General features: G+C 65.4%; 16 protein-coding genes. 4 read left to right on the top strand and 12 right to left on the bottom strand.

Going from position 1 to position 16,413, the window contains the following annotated elements:
- Positions 1 to 55: 55 nt before the first annotated feature.
- A complete protein-coding gene (locus tag EPO50_RS20140; RefSeq protein WP_296346811.1) occupies positions 56 to 1,129 on the top strand; it encodes an aromatic ring-hydroxylating dioxygenase subunit alpha in 1,074 nt (357 codons plus the stop codon).
- A gap of 1 nt (position 1,130) precedes the next feature.
- Positions 1,131 to 3,452: a xanthine dehydrogenase family protein molybdopterin-binding subunit gene (locus EPO50_RS20145; protein ID WP_296346813.1), complete on the top strand. Its 2,322-nt coding sequence runs from the start codon at positions 1,131 to 1,133 to the stop codon at positions 3,450 to 3,452.
- Between the two features lie 12 nt (positions 3,453 to 3,464).
- Here EPO50_RS20145 and EPO50_RS20150 read toward each other — a convergent pair whose 3' ends face one another.
- Positions 3,465 to 4,271, bottom strand: a complete 807-nt coding sequence (locus tag EPO50_RS20150; RefSeq protein WP_296346815.1) for a hypothetical protein — start codon at positions 4,269 to 4,271, stop codon at positions 3,465 to 3,467.
- Positions 4,272 to 4,358: 87 nt separating this feature from the next.
- Here EPO50_RS20150 and EPO50_RS20155 point away from each other — a divergent pair, with 87 nt between their 5' ends.
- Positions 4,359 to 4,739, top strand: coding sequence for a hypothetical protein (locus EPO50_RS20155; protein ID WP_296346817.1), 381 nt, complete (start codon positions 4,359 to 4,361; stop codon positions 4,737 to 4,739).
- A 97-nt stretch (positions 4,740 to 4,836) separates the two neighbouring features.
- Positions 4,837 to 5,211, top strand: coding sequence for a hypothetical protein (locus EPO50_RS20160; RefSeq protein WP_296346820.1), 375 nt, complete (start codon positions 4,837 to 4,839; stop codon positions 5,209 to 5,211).
- A gap of 10 nt (positions 5,212 to 5,221) precedes the next feature.
- On the opposite strand, the gene EPO50_RS20165 is transcribed toward EPO50_RS20160, so the two are convergent.
- From EPO50_RS20165 to EPO50_RS20215, 11 genes are all read right to left on the bottom strand, one after another.
- Positions 5,222 to 5,563, bottom strand: a complete 342-nt coding sequence (locus EPO50_RS20165) for a DUF4189 domain-containing protein (protein WP_296346822.1) — start codon at positions 5,561 to 5,563, stop codon at positions 5,222 to 5,224.
- Positions 5,564 to 5,583: 20 nt separating this feature from the next.
- Positions 5,584 to 6,330, bottom strand: a complete 747-nt coding sequence (locus EPO50_RS20170) for an alpha/beta fold hydrolase (RefSeq protein WP_296346824.1) — start codon at positions 6,328 to 6,330, stop codon at positions 5,584 to 5,586.
- A 19-nt stretch (positions 6,331 to 6,349) separates the two neighbouring features.
- A complete protein-coding gene (locus tag EPO50_RS20175; RefSeq protein ID WP_296346826.1) occupies positions 6,350 to 7,342 on the bottom strand; it encodes a tripartite tricarboxylate transporter substrate-binding protein in 993 nt (330 codons plus the stop codon).
- 12 nt (positions 7,343 to 7,354) lie between these two features.
- Entirely contained in the window at positions 7,355 to 8,410 is a 1,056-nt protein-coding gene (locus EPO50_RS20180) for a phosphotransferase (RefSeq protein ID WP_296346828.1), read from the bottom strand.
- A gap of 113 nt (positions 8,411 to 8,523) precedes the next feature.
- Positions 8,524 to 8,778 (bottom strand): hypothetical protein, encoded by a 255-nt coding sequence (locus tag EPO50_RS20185; RefSeq protein ID WP_296346830.1) that lies wholly within the window; start codon positions 8,776 to 8,778, stop codon positions 8,524 to 8,526.
- Positions 8,779 to 8,821: 43 nt separating this feature from the next.
- Complete coding sequence (locus EPO50_RS20190) at positions 8,822 to 9,151, bottom strand: hypothetical protein (RefSeq protein WP_296346832.1); 330 nt, start codon at positions 9,149 to 9,151, stop codon at positions 8,822 to 8,824.
- Between the two features lie 88 nt (positions 9,152 to 9,239).
- Positions 9,240 to 9,944, bottom strand: coding sequence for a DinB family protein (locus EPO50_RS20195; protein WP_296347373.1), 705 nt, complete (start codon positions 9,942 to 9,944; stop codon positions 9,240 to 9,242).
- A 63-nt stretch (positions 9,945 to 10,007) separates the two neighbouring features.
- Positions 10,008 to 10,391 carry a VOC family protein gene (locus tag EPO50_RS20200; RefSeq protein ID WP_296346833.1) on the bottom strand — a complete coding sequence of 128 codons (384 nt, stop codon included), beginning with the start codon at positions 10,389 to 10,391 and terminating at the stop codon, positions 10,008 to 10,010.
- 30 nt (positions 10,392 to 10,421) lie between these two features.
- Complete coding sequence (locus tag EPO50_RS20205; protein WP_296346836.1) at positions 10,422 to 11,261, bottom strand: tripartite tricarboxylate transporter substrate-binding protein; 840 nt, start codon at positions 11,259 to 11,261, stop codon at positions 10,422 to 10,424.
- Positions 11,262 to 11,453: 192 nt separating this feature from the next.
- On the bottom strand, positions 11,454 to 12,773 hold the full coding sequence (locus EPO50_RS20210; RefSeq protein ID WP_296346838.1) for an LLM class flavin-dependent oxidoreductase: 1,320 nt from the start codon (positions 12,771 to 12,773) through the stop codon (positions 11,454 to 11,456).
- A 4-nt stretch (positions 12,774 to 12,777) separates the two neighbouring features.
- Positions 12,778 to 16,359, bottom strand: coding sequence for an ABC transporter ATP-binding protein (locus tag EPO50_RS20215; protein ID WP_296346840.1), 3,582 nt, complete (start codon positions 16,357 to 16,359; stop codon positions 12,778 to 12,780).
- Positions 16,360 to 16,413: the final 54 nt, after the last annotated feature.

The raw sequence follows: 16,413 nt of genomic DNA on the forward strand, positions 1-16,413 counted from the left end.
CGGTCCGTCAATGGTGTATGCTCGTCGTAACAAAGGGTCCGGGAGGACCGGCACCATGGATGGAAAGTGGGTTCGCAACGCCTGGTACGTTGCCGGCTGGTCACACGATCTGGCGCCCGGCCGTATCGAAGCACGCACGATCATCGAGCAGCCACTGGCGCTTTATCGCAAGGGCGATGGCGGTGTGGTCGTGCTGGAGGATCGCTGCTGCCATCGCTTCGCGCCGCTATCGATGGGCCGGCTGGAGCAGGACGATCTGCGCTGCATGTATCACGGCCTGAAGTTCGCGCCGGATGGACGTTGCATCGAGATTCCTGGCCAGAAGCTGATCCCGCAATCGGCCTGCGTGCGGCGCTACCCTGCGGAGGAGCGCGGCGGCTGGATCTGGGTCTGGATGGGTGAGGCTGCGGCGGCCGATCCGGCATCGATCCCCGACTCGGTGCGGCTCAGCGATCCGGCTTACTGCATGCGCAGCGGACAGATGGATTATGCCGCGCACTATCTCCTGATCGACGACAATCTGCTCGACCTCTCGCATCTCACCTTCGCGCATGAGAAGACGCTGGGCCTCGACATGCCGCAATGGGCCGACGAGCGGCCGCGCATTCAGCCGCTGGAGCGGGGCCTGCGCGTACAACGCTGGCTGCGCAACCAGCCGTCGCGCGGATTCATGCGTCGCTGGGGCGAGGTGCTCGACCTGTGGAACAGCTACGACTTTCTGTTCCCGGGAATCTTCCTGTTGCGCACCGCTTTCTATCCGGCCGGCACCGCCGACCGCTGGAACCGTAAGGAACCCGACGAAGCGCCGCTCTTCCTGCGCTACGATGATCAGGCGGTGACGCCGATCGGCGACCGCACGGCGCGGTACTTCTATGCTGCCGGCGCTCGCAGCGCCGATATCGACGCCGAGCGGGTGGGTCGTCTGTTCGCCATCGTCGAAGCGGCGTTCGGCGAGGACAAGGCGATCATCGAGGCGCAGCAGAAACTGATCGACCTCGATCCGTCGCGCCGTATGCTGCCGACCAGCCTCGATGCCGGACCGACGCAGTTTCGCAAACTCGTACAGGTCCTGCTCGACCGAGACGGACAACCAGGCCCGATGGCCGACAGCCAGGTGAAAGCTTCCTGAGATGCCAGACACGAATGCAGACGTGCGGTCGATCCGCCGCCTCGAAGACGCGCGTTTCCTGTTGGGCCGAGGCCGCTACCTCGAAGATATCGCTGCGCCGACTGCGCTGGCGGGCCATGTGCTGCGCTCGCCGCATTCCCACGCCCTGATCCACCGCATCGATACCGTTCAAGCCGCCGCACTGCCCGGCGTGCAACTGATTGCAACGGCGGCGGACCTCGCGGCCGATGGGTTGGGACATCTGCCCTGCATGGCCGCCGTGAAGCCCTTGATCGTGCCGCCCCGGCCGGCGCTGGCCGAGGGACGCGTACGCCATGTCGGCGATCCGGTGGCGTTTGTCGTCGCCGACAATGCCGATATCGCCCGCGAAGCCGCGGAACTCATCGAGGTCGACTACGAGCCGCTGCCCTCCGTCGTCGATGGCAGCGCGGCTCTCGCGGCAGAAGCCCCCGCGCTGTGGGAGCAGGCGCCAGGCAACCTCGCCTATCATGTGCAGCGCGGCGAGCACGATGCCGTGCAGCGCGCCTTGAAGGAGGCTGCGCATATCGTCGAAGTCGAGGTGATGAACAACCGGGTGGTGGTCGTCCCGCTGGAGCCACGCGCCGGCATTGCTCGCTACGACGCCGCCAGCGACGTCATGGATCTCGAACTGACGGGGCAGGGGCTGCATGGCATCCGTCGCCAGCTCGCCGAATTCGTGTTCAAGGTGCCGCTGGATCGCATCCAGCTCCACGCGCCCGATGTCGGCGGCGGGTTCGGGATGAAGAACTTCCTCTATCCCGAATGGGTGCTTCTGCTCTGGGCGGCGCGTCGGCTGGGCCGGCCGGTCCGCTGGATCGCCGACCGGGCCGAGGAGTTCGTGACCGGTGCGCAGGGCCGCGACATCGAGGCCCGGGCGAAACTCGCGCTCGATGCTACAGGCCGCTTCCTCGCCCTCGATGTGGCAATGGTGGCCAATCTCGGCGCCTATCTCTCGGGCAATGGACCTGGCGCGTCGGTCGTCGCAGCGTCGACAGCACAAGGTGGCGTCTACGACATCCCCGCCATCGCCGTCGACATCCGCGGCGCACTCACCAACACGGTGCCGGTCGATGCCTATCGCGGTGCTGGCAAGCCTGAAGCCAATTACATCATCGAGCGCGCCATCGAGGCCGCAGCGCGTGCGATTGGGCGCGACCCTGCCGATCTGCGCCGTCAGAACCTGATCGCTGCTTTTCCGCATCGTACGGCGATGGGCATGGCGATCGATTCCGGTGGCTTCGGCGACAATCTCGAGGCCGCGATCCAGCGTGCCGATACGGCAAGTTTCGAGACGCGACGGAAGGCATCGAAGGAGAAGGGACTGCTGCGCGGTATCGGTGTCGCCTGTTTCCTTGAAACCTCGCGCGGTGCGCCCAACGAAGGCGCGGAGGTGCGTTTTGAAAGCGATGGCACCGTGACGATCGCGGTGGGTACGGAGTCGAACGGACAAGGACACGAGACGGCTTTCGCACAGATCGCTGCCCAGCATCTCGGCCTGCCGATCGTGGCGTTCCGGTATGTGCAGGCCGACACACGCGCGGTACGCAGCGGTGCCGGCCATGGTGGCGCGCGGTCGATGCACATGGGTGGCGCGGCGCTGGTGAAGGCGATGGACGCGGCGTTGGCGAAGGCACGCCAGCTCGCCGCGCATCTGTTGCAGGCGACAACCGACGAACTCGACTACAAGGAGGGGCGCTTCACCGTCCGCGGCAGCGACCGCGCGATCGATCTCGCTACGCTGGCGCAGAGCGCCGGCGATCCGGCCAACCTGCCGGATGGAATGGCGCCGGGAACCGGTCTCGGCGAGCATGTGCTGAACATCACCGACGTCTTCACCTTTCCGAGCGGTTGCCATGTCGCGGAAGTCGAGATCGATCCCGAGACCGGCGCCATCCGGCTGGTCGACTATACGGCGATCGACGATTACGGCCGGCTGATCAACCCGATGCTGACGGAAGGCCAGGTGCAGGGCGGGGTGGCGCAAGGCATCGGGCAGGCCCTGATGGAACACACGGTCTACGACTCGCAATCCGGCCAGCTCCTCAGTGGCTCTCTGATGGACTATGCCCTGCCACGCGCCGACGATCTGCCGTCATTCGACATCGCCCTGGTGGAGCGGCCGACCGCTGCAAATCCGTTGGGTGTAAAGGGCTCGGGTCAGGCTGGCTGTATCGGCGCACCGCAGACGGTGATGGCGGCTGTGCTCGATGCTCTGCGTACGGCGGGCGTGCAGAGCCTCGACATGCCGGCCACGCCGGCACGCGTCTGGGAGGCGCTGCAGGCGGCGAAGGCCAATCCGTAACCGTCGCTACGGCTACTGCGCCGCCGCCAGATAGCGCGCCAGCGAGCCGGCCTTGTCGGCGGGCAGCTTGCCCGGCGCTTCGTTGAGCTTGATGCCGAGATCGCACGCTTCCTCGTTGGAGAGGCGCTGCAGGGTGCGCAGCTTCTCGAAGTCGGCTGGCGTCAGCCCGGCTTCGCCGAGCACGACGGCGACATCGGCGTCACCGAGAGCGGGCGGTGAGATGGTTCCTGCCTTGAGGGCCGCGCGGCCGGCGCGATAGGCCTTCTCCATGGCCGTCAGCATGTCGCGCATCAGCTTCTGCGCCGTAGCGTCGAGTTTTTCACCACGCTGGATGCCGATCAGGACGAGTTCACGGCAGGTCGCCGGGTCGGTGCTCTTGAGATGGCGCATCAGAGCCAGCCGCGCGGCGAGGACCGCCTGAGCATCGGCCGCATTGGTCGCCTTGAGCGCAGGCACGATCTGGGTGGCGCGTAATTCGGTCATCAAGGCCAGCGGCCGTGGCGGGCCCTGGGTCGAGGGGCTGCGCAGCTCCTCGCTCAGCGCCGTGCGCAGCCGGGCCTCGGCGCCCGGCACATCGTCCAGCACCAGTCCGACCAGCGGCAGGGCGCGGGCCTCGCTTACCGCCTGGTCGACCAGCTCGGTATCGCTGCCGGTCAGATAGTCCAGCCCATAGACGGTCGCACCGCCGGCGATGGCGGCAGCAATGGCCGCGATCGTGGTGCGTCGGAGTTGCTGTGCCGCCGGCCGGGCGCGGCCGAACAGATGGACGATGGCTGCCACCGCGACGGTGATGGCGACGACGATGGCGACCTTTTCCACTGACGATCTCCGGGTTGGCGCAACTCAAACAGCGACCGATCCTTGCGCAGGGCTGCGGTAAAATGTAGGCAGGCGAACATACGTTCCATGCCTATCCACATCGATTTCTTCCACCCCAGCCGCCTGGCTATCATCGTGGTCCGCGGCGTCGTTACCGGCGAGGATATCACCGAGGGGATTCGCCAGATGTTGACGAGCGGTGCAATGCATTACCGCAAGCTCATCGACATTTCTTCCCCATCGTCGCCGATGAGCGAAGAAGATATCGAAAGAACCGCCATTTTCATGCGATCCCAGCCTAACGCGGCGTCTCGCGGCCCGGTTGCCTTCGTAATGAGTCCCGGGAAGGCTGCCGACAATGCCGTGAAGTTCGCCAAGATGACCGAAGGCGAGCGGCCGGTGAGGGTGTTCCATAGCCTGCATGAAGCGCGGAAGTGGTTGGAGCAACAACCGGTGGGAACACTTTAAGGCGATCTAATTGCGGCGTGGCTGCAAGGGTATGTCGTCGCGTGATCTGACAATGTCGAGGTAGCGTAAGCCCCGTCACTGACTTCAGGCAGGGGGCATGCCGTTCAAGCTCGACATCTTCGCACCTGACCGGATCGTCGTTGGCGTCGCGCGTGGCGATATTTCCGCCACCGACCTCGCCGCCTTCGTGAAGGAGATGATCGACGCCGGCGTTCTGCACTACCGCAAGATCATCGATATCACCTCGGCCACCTCGAGCATGGGCCAGGAAGAGCTGTCGGCGATTGCCGAGCGGCTGCGCTCTGCGCCGGTCCTAAAGCCTCGGGGGCCGCTCGCCATTGTCGCCGATCACAAGCGCGGCGAGCTGGCGCGGCTCTTCATGTCGATGACCTCCGATAAACGGCCAGTGGAGGTCTTCCGCAGCATCCACGAAGCGCGCAGGTGGCTGCTAGAATCGAAGCTCCCGTTTTAGCGAAGAAGCGTCAGTCGAAGCAGCGACCGCTGCGGATGGTGCAGGAATCGGCGAGCACACGGGCGTTGCACTCGTTCCAGGCCGATTGCTCCGCGGCATCCTTGGTCGGGCCGGCACCGTAGCCCGAGGCCTCGCCGTTGCCGCTGTGGGCGTAGGAAACGCAGCGAGCAGGTGCGGCGAGACGGATGATGCAGGTCGGGCCGCCGCCGCATTCGGCACGGGCCGAGATCTCGGCAGCCTCGCGCGTCGCCATGCCAACGGCGACGCCGAAGTTTCGCTGACCATCGGCGGCCACCGCGCCCCACACCTCTTGGGCCTCGGCGGCCGTGCTCATCGCGAGCAAGGCTGCCATTAGGATCGCTCCCTTCTGCATCATGGCGTGTTCTTCTCCAGGAAGGCACGCACGCGCTTGATCGACTCGTCCAGATAGGTCGGGCCGCGCCAGTCCTTCTGGACCTCGATGTTGGGCGCGAGGGCGGCGATCTCGTCGCTCGTCTTGGCCGGGTGCGGCTTGTCGGTACCGGGCTGCAGGAGGAGCGGTGTCTTGCAGTTCTTCACGAAGTCGCGCGTAACGGAGAAGACGAAGTCGCCGCCGAACATGTTGTGGCCGAACGCGTCGATGGTGGCCTGCGAAATGTTCGGATCGCGCCCCCGCACCGTCTCGCCATAGCCCTTGACGGCGGCATCCCAGGTGTCGCGGTTCTCGTGCAGGCCGATCGGGTTCTGCAGCACCGCCGCCGCCACGCGATCGGGCGCCTGCTCGATCGCCTCGAAGCAGTAGCTGCCGCCGATGCAGCCGCCCATGACATGGAACTTCCCGAAGCCGAGATGATCCATCAACGCGATGTGGTCGGCCGCGAAGGTGTGCCAGCCATGGTCGGGCTTCACGTCGGCCACCGACTTGCCGGCGTTGCGCTGGTCCATGCCGATCACGGTGAATCGGTCGGAGAGCGCCTGCATCGGGTTCATCCAGGCGGCCGGCTGGCCGGGATTGGCCGGGCTCTCCTTCCATAGACCGAGCTGCGACTTCAATCCGCCGGGAGCATAAAGCAGCAGCGGGAAGCCCGTGCCGTGGACCTCGTAATAGATCTCGGCATCGGGCCTCTTCAGTGTCGGCATCGATCTCTCCCTTTGGGCGTCAACCCTGTGGCTTATAGCCGATCGAGTCGACAGTCTTCTTCCAGTCGCCGAGGTCTTTCACCAGGCGCGCGGTGAATTCTGCAGGAGTTGCCGGCTCGACGTCGAGGCCCAGTTCGACCAGCTTCTTCTGCACTTCGGGCAGGGCAAGCACGGCGTTCAGCTCTTTGTTCCAGGCGTCGAGCAGGGGCGCGGACGTCTTGACCGGGGCGAAGAAGACGTACCAGCCCAGCGAGGCGAGCTGCGGATAGCCGAGCTGGCTGATGGTCGGAATCTCCGGCGCCGAGGTGGTGGGCTTTACGCCCGAGGTGAAGATCACCTTCACCTTGCCGGCGCGGTGATGCTCCAGGAAGTCGGTGATGCCGCCGCAGCCGGCCGCGATATGGCCGCCCTGCAGGTCAGCCACCAGAGGTGCCGCGCCGCGATAGGGCACCGGCTCGAGCGGGACGCCGATTTCCTTGCCCGCCATGACGCCGAAGAAGTGGGTCGAGGAGCCCAGCGCCGTCGTGCCGAAGCTCTGCCGGTCCGGGTTCTTCTTCAGCCACGCGATATAGTCCTTGAGGCTGTTCACGCCGATGGTCGGCGAGACACAGAACGCCGTCTGGACCGTACCGGCCTGCGCGACCGGCGCGAGATCGGTCACGGGATCCCAGGTCACGCCCGGCATGGTGATCTTCTGGATGATCGTGGCGCTCGGCACGTAGGCGATGGTCGTGCCATCGGGCGGAGAGTTCTTCAGGGTTTCGATTGCGATGGTGCCCGAGGCTCCCGCCTTGTTGTCGACCAGGACATTACGGCCGGTGCGCTGCTTCAGCGGCTCGGCCAGGAAGCGCGCCATCACGTCGGTGCCACCGCCGGCCGGAAAGCCAACCAGGATCTTGAGCGGCTTGTCGGGCAGGCCCGTTTGCTGTGCGCGCACGGAGGCGAGGGGTGCTGCAGCAGCGGCGCCAGCCATGAGCAGCGAGGTACGGCGGGTGATCAGTTTCTTGGTCATCTGCGTTTACTCCTAGGACACGAGGCTCCAGGCGAGTTCGGCGCGCTCGCGCGCCGCCTTGCCCATCTTGATTGATTCGGGATTTGCGGCGTTGCCGCCGAGCCCACGGCGGTAGACGCCCTGGGCAATCGCGGCGAGCCGGAACAGCGAGAAAGCGAGGTAGTAGTTCCAGTGCGGAATCGACGTACGGCCCGTGCGCCGGCAATAGGCCGCGACGTACTCTTTCTCTGTCGGCAGGCCGAGCTTGGCGAAGTCCACCGTGGCGTAGCCGTGTGGCGGCTCCTTCAGGTGATAGCCGAGGCAGTTGTAGGCGATGTCGCAAAGCGGATGGCCCAAGGTCGACAGTTCCCAATCGAGCACGGCGACGATGCGCGGCTCGGTGGGATGGACGATGAGATTGCCCAGACGGTAGTCGCCATGGGCGATGCTCGTGGGATCGCCGTCGTCGGGAATATTCTCGGGCAGCCAGGCCGAGAGCTTGTCCATCGCCGGGATGTCCTCGGTCTTGAGTTCGGCGTACTGCTTGCTCCAGCGCGAGACCTGGCGGGCGATGTACTGCCCGCTGCGGCCATAGTCGCCGAGGCCGACCTTCACCGGATCGACCTTGTGGAGGCGGGCGAGTACGTCGTTCATCGAGTCGAAGATGGCGGCGCGTTCGGCCGGCGTCTGGGCGGGCATCGATGGATCGACGAGGATCCGGCCTTCGACGGCATCCATGACGTAGAACATCTGGCCGATGACCGAATCGTCGTCGCAGAGCAGGCGCGCGCGTGCGACCGGAACATCGGTGTCGGCAAGGGCCGAGATCACGCGATATTCGCGATCGACCTGATGTGCCGAGGCCACGAGCTTGCCCGGCGGCTTCTTGCGCAGCACGAAGTCCTGGCGCTGGCCGGTCGACATCTCGGCCGAGACGAAGAAGGTCGGGTTGGAATGGCCCGAGTCGAACTGTCGAACTTCCAGGCCGCCGCGATAGCCCTCAAGACGAGCGGTAAAGTACCGTTCGAGAGAAGAAACATCGAAGCGGTGGCGCTCCATGACGGGAACAGTGTTGGCGTAAGTCGACATGCGCCGAACCTAGAGGCGACGGCGAGGGTTCGGCAAACACCTGGTCCCGCAGGGAGGAACGCATTTCCGGAATGGAGAGATTCTGACTGGAAGCCATGTCGATCAGCGAAGTTTCAACGGCGCATCTTGATGAAACCCGCGACTCCTACGATGCCCCACACGCCGCCGACGATCGCCGAAGCACTCGCGGCGTCGAGTTGACGTTCGAGCACAACGAAGGCCGCGAAGGTGAGGCAGACCGCGCTCACGGCCAGTGCGGCGCCGGCTCCGAGGGCGAGCAATACGCGGTTGACCGCCTTGTCCGTGGCGGCGCGCAACGAGCGGGCCGCAGAGACGGTCGCTGCGGCCCGCATGAGCGCACTGATCATGGAAGGTTGCCCGGAGGGTTGCTTGGTGGGTCCGGAGTCCTTCCTAGGAGCGACGACAAAGATAGCCTGCTAGGAAGCCGATCCCGATGATCGCCGCCACGGTGGTGAGCGGCCGGGTCTCGGTCTGCTCGATCAAGGTATCGGTCGCCTTGTTCTTGAGGTTGATCGTGTCCTGGGCGACGGCCTTGGCCGTGTCACCATACTTGGCGATCAGGGCGCGCGCCGACTTGAGCGTTTCCTCGATTGCTTCCTCGCCGCGGGCCGCGATCGATTGGCCGGTACCGCTCATCGATTCCGTCAGCTCTTCGAGCTGGGACTTCAGAAGCGCGATCTCCTTGGCGAGGTCCTTGCCGTTGTGATGGGCTGTACGCATGTCAGGTCCTCCGAGGCTGCTGGTTGGGCATATCTCAGTGACAAAACGCTGGTCAGGGGAGGAGGTTGCAACCGCAGAGCGGGCCCGGTCAGCCGTCCCAGACGTTCGCGGGCATCGGCAGGCGTGCGAAATCGGCGTCGATCAGCGGGCGTTGAAAGGACGCGCCTTCGCGTTCCAGCAGCATCATCCATTGCCGCACGTGCTGGCCGGAGTGCCAGGTGGTGCGCTCGAGCAATTCATGCAGGCTTTGCGCGCCATAGTAGGTGGCGAGCGATCGGGCCGGGTCGGTATCACCATCTGACCGCCAGGCGCGGAAGCGATCCCGTATGGCTGTACCGTATTCCACGAGAGCATCGCTGGCGGCATCGGGCGCCGGCTCTTCGCGGAACATCGCCTGCTCCAGGGTGAGGCCGCGCTCGGCATCGAGGAAGGCATCGACGACCTTGAAGAGGTGATAGGCGAGCGCGCGATAGCTGCGTGGCCGACCAGGCACATGGACGTGCAGGCGCTTCGCCGGCATCAGCGGCAGCAAGGCGATCGCCGCGCTCATGAACTTGTCGAGGCGCTGGGAGAGTTCGTCGGCCGAGAGGGCGGGGCCTGCCTTTTCGGTAAGCCCGAGGAACGCCACGATCTGCGGCAGGCTCTGGCCGAACACGAACTCCTTGCCGCGCGACAGCACCGGCACGGAACGCACGCCGAGCGCCTGCAGCTCGGCCAGGCCGGCCGGATCTTCGAGCACATTTATCGAAACGAAGTCGATCCCACGGACCGATAGAAACTCTTTGAGTCTCAGGCAGCTCGTTCAACCGGGCTGCCAGAAGACCTTCAATGGTTCCGTCATGGCTTGTCCTGCTGGTCAGGGTTTCTTGTGGCAGACAACACAGATCTTGTTGCCGTCGAGGTCACGCACATAGGCACCGTAGTAGTCGGGATGATAGTGCGACCGGAGGCCGGGAGCACCTTCATCCTTCGCGCCGGCACTCATGGCTGCCTTGTAGGCGGCATCCACGGAGCCCCGATTGTCGGCTTCGAGGCCGATGGTGACGCCATTGCCGACCGAGGCCGCCTTCTGGTCGAGCGGGCTCAGCACCCAGAGCTGCGGCCGGCCGCCGGGACGGCCATATCCAGCGGCTGTCGGAAAGTCGAGATGACGTACCAGGCCGAGCGGCTTCAGCAGCTCGTCATAGAACGGCTTTGCCTTGGCGAGATCGTTGCTGCCGATCGTGACATGGCTGAACATCGACGTTTCTCCTTCCCTCGATTCATATGATCAAAGGGTTGGCTTCATGCCGAGCCCTTGCAGCGTCGCCTGCCACTTCTTCATATGCGCCGCGAGACGCTCGGCACAGACGGCCGGCGTCGAGGTTTCGACCTCGAGGCCGAGCTGGGCAAGCTGATGGCTGACTTCCTTGTCCTTCAGTACGGCGGTGAGAGCACCATTCCAGAGATCGACCAGAGGTGGAGGCGTGTTGGCGGCGGCGAAGAATCCGTACCATTCCTCCATGGTGAGGCCCGGATAACCGGCCTCTTTCGCTGTCGGCAGGTCGGGCGCAACCGAGACTCGCCTGGAGCCGGAGGTGGCGAGAACGCGCACGCGGTTGCCACGATGCGCTACCAGAAAAGAGGTGAGACCCGCGACGCCCGCCGGCACCTTGCCGGCTTCCATGTCGGTCACGAGCGGCGCAGTGCCACGGAAAGCCTGGCCCTCCATGGGCACACCGAACTCCCGGCCGAGCGCACGCGTGTAGAACTGCAGCATGGCGTCGCTGGCCGTCGTGCCGATCTTGTTGCGTCCCGGTTCGCCGGCCTTCAACCACTCGACATACTCCGCGATAGTCGCGACACCGATCTTGGGTGAGACGGCGAAGGCGTCGATATAGGTGCCGGCGGTGGTAACTGGCGCCAGGTCGGTGGCCGGATCGAAGGGATAGGCGGGCGCGAAGAGCTTGGCGACCAGCGAGGGTGTCGGCATGAAGGCGACCATGCCGCCGTCGGTGCCGCCGAACTTGAGCGCTTCGCCAGCCGCCGCACCCGTACCGCCCGGGCGATTCTCGACAGTGACCCTTCGCCCGACCCGACGCTCGAGTGCAGTGGCGATGAGCCGGGCCATGACATCGGAGCCGCCTCCTGCCGCGAAGCCGACGACGATCCGCAATACTCGATCGGGCAGACTGGTCTGCGCATGCGCCAAGGCAGGGGCTGCTAGTGCTGCGCCGAGGATCGATCGGCGGAGGAGGGGTTTCGTCGATGTCACCTTTCGAGGATGCCGCAGGTCATGCGCTCGCGGCAAGAGATTGGTGCCTCAATGATGCGTAGTTGGACGTGGTAAACCGAAATGATCGCGCAACGTTTTGCCTTCATAGGCGCTGCGGAAAAGTCCACGCTTCTGCAACAGCGGAACCACTTCTGCGACGAAGACGTCGAGCATCGACGGCAGCAGCGGCGGCATCAGATTGAAGCCGTCGGCAGCACCGTCGTTAAACCAGTCCTCGATCAGATCGGCGATCTGCTCGGGCGTGCCGGCGGTGGTGAAGTGGCCGCGCGCGCCGGCGAGGTAAGCGAGAAGCTGGCGTAGTGTGTATTTCTCGCGACGGACCAGTCCCACGATCACCTCAGTGCGGCTGCGGGCCGCCTGCACGGTACCAGGATCAGGGAAGTCCTCTGGCGTCAGCGGCCTGTCGAGTGGGAGATGTGAGAAATCGTGACCGCCGAAGCGACCGCTCAGCCGTTTGCGTCCCACCTCGGGATCGGTGAGCTCGTTCAGATCGCGCGCCAGGTGTTGCGCCTCGGCCTCGGTCGACGCGATAACCGGACTGAGGCCAGGCAGGATCATCACGTGTTCGGGCTTGCGGCCCTCGGCTGCCGCCAGCGCCTTCAGGTCGGCGTAGAAATCCTGCGCTGTCTTCTTCTCCATCTGCGCCGTGAACACCGCCTCGGCGTGGCGGGCGGCGAAGCGGCGTCCGGTGTCGGAGGAACCGGCTTGCACGAACACCGGACGGCCCTGTGGGCCACGCGGCATGTTGAGCGGACCTGCGACGCGATAGTATTTGCCCTCATGGTTGATCGGCCGGATGCGATCGGCCCGGGCATAGTGACCGCTCACCCGGTCGTCGAGCACGGCGTCGTCGGCCCAGCTATCCCACAGGGCTTTCACGACCTGGACGAATTCCTCGCCGCGCTCGTAGCGTTCATCGTGGCTGACCAGACTCTCGCCTCCATAATTGCGCGCGGCAGCGGCGAGCCAGGAGGTCACGATATTCCAGCCGACACGGCCGCCGCTGATATGGTCGAGGGAGCCGAAATGGCGGGCGAGATTGAAGGGCTCGGAATAGGTCGTCGACGCCGTTGCGATCAGACCGATATGGCTGGTCGAGCCGGCGATGGCGCCGAGCGTCGTGATCGGCTCGAGCCAGGTGCTGGCGGCATGCGCCACGGTGTCCATCAGCGCCAGGGTGTCGGCCAGGAAGATCGAATCGAAAAGACCGGCTTCGGCGCGACGTGCAAGATCGCGAAAGTACTCGATGTCGGTCAGCGCAAGGGCTGAAGAGTCGGGATGCCGCCACGAGGCTTCGTGATGGCCGCGGCTCTGGATGAAAAGATTGAGGTGGATCTGTCGCTTCATCCCCTCACTGTGCCGCGGGCGCGTAGACGGCGGCAAGCTGGCGTGAAACCAATCGTGCGTAGAGTCCGCCACGCGCAAGGAGCGAAGCGTGCGTTCCGCTTTCCGCTACGCGGCCTTCGTTGAGCACCACGATCAGATCGGCATCGCGCACGGTCGAGAGGCGATGGGCGATCACGATGGTGGTGCGATCGGCCTTCAGCACGTCGAGCGCGCGCCGCACGGCCTGTTCGTTCACCGCATCGAGATGCGAGGTCGCTTCGTCGAGGATCAGGATCGGCGCATCCTTGAGGAAGGCGCGGGCGATCGCGACTCGCTGGCGCTGGCCACCGCTGAGACTGGTGCCACGTTCGCCGACCGGCGAGTCGAGACCTTCGGGCAGGGCGGCCACGAGTTCGCTGAGCGATGCATGCTCGATGGCGGCCTGCAATTCGGTTTCCGTGGCGTCGGGCCGAGCGATCAGGATGTTGGCGCGCAGCGTGTCGTTGAACAGGTACGTGTCCTGCGCGACGAGGGCCACGAGACCACGCAGGGCATCGAGCTTGTAGTTCTTGAGATCGGCACCGTTCAGCAGGATGCGGCCGGAGTCGGGATCCCAGAAGCGCATCAGGAGCTGCGCGGTCGTCGTCTTGCCGGCGCCCGAGGTGCCGACCAGGGCAATCGTCTTGCCGGCAGGAATGTCGAAGCTGACTTCGCTCAGCGCGCGGCGCGTCTGGCCGGGATAGGTGAAGGTCACCTTTTCGAGCGAAAGGGCGGCTGCCCCTCGCGTGACCGGGACGCCGGGGCCGTCGCGTACCGGGATCGGCTCGTTGGCCAGCGCATAGACACGACGGGTCGCGCCCAGCGTGTCGGCAAGCTGGCGGCCGATCTGCGCGATCTCGGAGACCGGCAGGAAGGCCGCCATTGCAAGGATGGTCATCAGCGGCAGCAGGCCCGGATCGAGCGCACCCTGCGCGGACAGGACCGCGCCGACCACGACGACCGCCAGGCCGCCCAGTCCGGTCAGCACTTCGAGGATCGCATGTTGAAGCGTGAGTTCGCTGAAGAAGGGCAGACGCAGCGAGATATGGCGCTGCGAGAGCTGGTCGAGCTTGTCGCCGCGCAAGTTCTCCTGCTGGAAGGCCACGATCTCGCCCAGACCCTGTACCGAGTCGACGGCAAAGGCGCCCAGCTCACCAGCGGCTTCGCGGGCCTGGCTGCCGAGCTTGTCGACGCGCTTTCGCATCAGGAAGGGGCTGAGGCCCACCGCCAGCAGGAACGGCACCAAGGCAAGCGCGAGCCAGCCGTTGGCTGTGGCGAGTGCTGCGACCACGACGGCCGGCACCAGGATCGCGACGAAGGCCGGCGCCACGGTGTGGGCGAAGAAGTATTCCACCAGCTCGATATCGTGGGTGGCCAGCGCCATCAGATCGCCTGTGCGGCGGCGTGTGAGATAGGCCGGGGCCAGCGCGTCGAGCTTGCGGAAGGCGTCGATGCGCATCTCGGCCAACAGGCGGAAGGCCATGTCGTGGGCCAACCAGGATTCCAGCCAGTGCAGCAGGCCAGAGAGTGGCGCCAGCACCGCGAGCGCGATGGCGAGCCCGCCATAGGGCTGGTGGTTCTTGAGCGCCAGTACGATCAGCGCCGACAGCACGCCGATGCCGATGAAGGCGACAACGCGCAACACACCCAGGATGAAGGTCGCAGTGAGCTTGCCCTTCCACGGCATGATGACCTTCATCAGCGCCGCGACCACCTGATACCAGGTGAGCCCCTCGGCCTTGATGATGCCTTCGGTCACCAGCTTCACCGCGCCGCCTGGCGTATTGGCGACGGTCTCGGCGCGGGTCGGAACGTCGATCACGTCGGCTGCCGCGGAGACTTGCTGCTCACGCGCCTGCTCGGCCATCAGCCGGGCATAGACGCCGCCCTGGTTCATCAGCGGCCCATGCTTGCCTTCCTCGGCGACATGGCCACGGTCGAGCACCAGAATGCGATCGCAGTCGATGACGCTCGACAGGCGATGGGCCAGGATGATCGTCGTGCGGCCTTGCATCAGGCGGTCCAGCGCTTCCTGGATCACGGCCTCGTTTTCGGCATCGACGGCGGAGAGCGCTTCGTCGAGCACCAGGATCGGCGTGTCGCGCAACAGAGCGCGGGCGATCGCCAGACGCTGGCGCTGGCCGCCAGAGAGCTTGATGCCCTTCTCGCCGATCACCGTCTGATAGCCCTGCGGCAGGCTCAGGATGAACTCGTGGATGTTGGCGGCGCGGGCAGCGTCCTCCATTTCTTCCTGTGATGCGCCCGGCTTGCCCAGCCGGATGTTCTCCTCGACCGTGCCATGGAACAGGAACGTGTCCTGGTTCACCACCGAGATCAGGGAACGGATCTGTGCAAAGGAAAGCGAGCGCAGATCATGGCCGCCCAGCAGGATGCGGCCCTGGTCGGGATCGTAGAAGCGCAGCAGCAGACGCACGATCGACGACTTGCCGCCGCCCGAGGAGCCGACCAGGCCCAGCCGCTCACCGGCGGCTGCGGTGAAGGTGAGGTTGTCGTGCACGGTGCGGCGCGTGCCAGGATAGGCGAAGCGCACGTTCTCGAAAGTGATAGTGGGGGCCAGCACCGTGCTGAGCGTTGCCGGTGGCGCATCGGCCACGGAAGGCTTGTCGTCGAGAATGCGATAGATGCCCTGCGCCGCCGAGAGGCCGACCATGCCCTGGTGCAACACGGAGCGCAGTTCGCGCATCGGCCGGAAGATCTCGATGCCGAGCATCAGGATCACCAGCAGGGCGGTGAGCGACATGGCGCCGGCTTCGACCCTCGAGGCGCCGTAGATCAGCGCTGCGGCGGCACCGCCGGCGATCGACGTATCGGTGATGCCGCGCGCCAGCGAGTTGGTGCCCAGCACCCACATGGTGCGGCGGAAGAGATCGCGTGCTTCGACTTCGAGCTTGTCGGCGCGCGCCTTGCCCTGGCCGAAGGCCTTGAGCGTCGCGAGGCCCTGGATGGAGTCAAGGAATTCGGCCGCGAAGGACTTGTACGCCGTCATGCGCGCGATCGAGGCCCGCACGTCCCATTTGTGCCAGAGCGCGGGGGCGAACAGGGCCAGCAATGCGAAGCCCAGCATCACCGTCGCGACTGGCAGGTCGATGAAGGCGACGACAACGAAGATCAGCAAAGGCGAAAGCAGTGCGATCATGAACTGCGGCAGGAACTGGCCAAAATAGGTTTCGAGCTGTTCGACGCCATCGATCATCGAAAGCGTGAGGCCGCCCGAGCGCTGGCGGCCGACCGTTCCTGGTCCAAGCGAGGCCACCTTGTCGTAGAGTGTCCGGCGCAGCGCCTTCTGAACCCTCGCCGCCGTCTCGTGTGCCATGACAGCGCGCCAATGCTCGGCGCCGCCGCGCAGCACCATAACGACGGCGATCAGCATCACCGGCAGCACCAGCTCCTGCAGAGGTTTGCCCGCGAAGACCTGGCCGATCAGCCAGCCCAACAGGGCGAGGCGGGCAATGCCGAGCCCGACGCCCAGCAGGCCAACGGCGACAGTAGCGGTGATGCGGGCGCGGACGCCCCGGGTGAACACGAGCAGGCGCGGTTCGATGTGCATGGGAGAATGCTAGGTCGAACATCCCTATTCGTCAGTCCACAAAATGGAAAAGTC

The organism is Reyranella sp. (assembly GCF_004297405.1).
In the GTDB taxonomy this organism is placed as follows: Bacteria; Pseudomonadota; Alphaproteobacteria; order Reyranellales; family Reyranellaceae; genus Reyranella.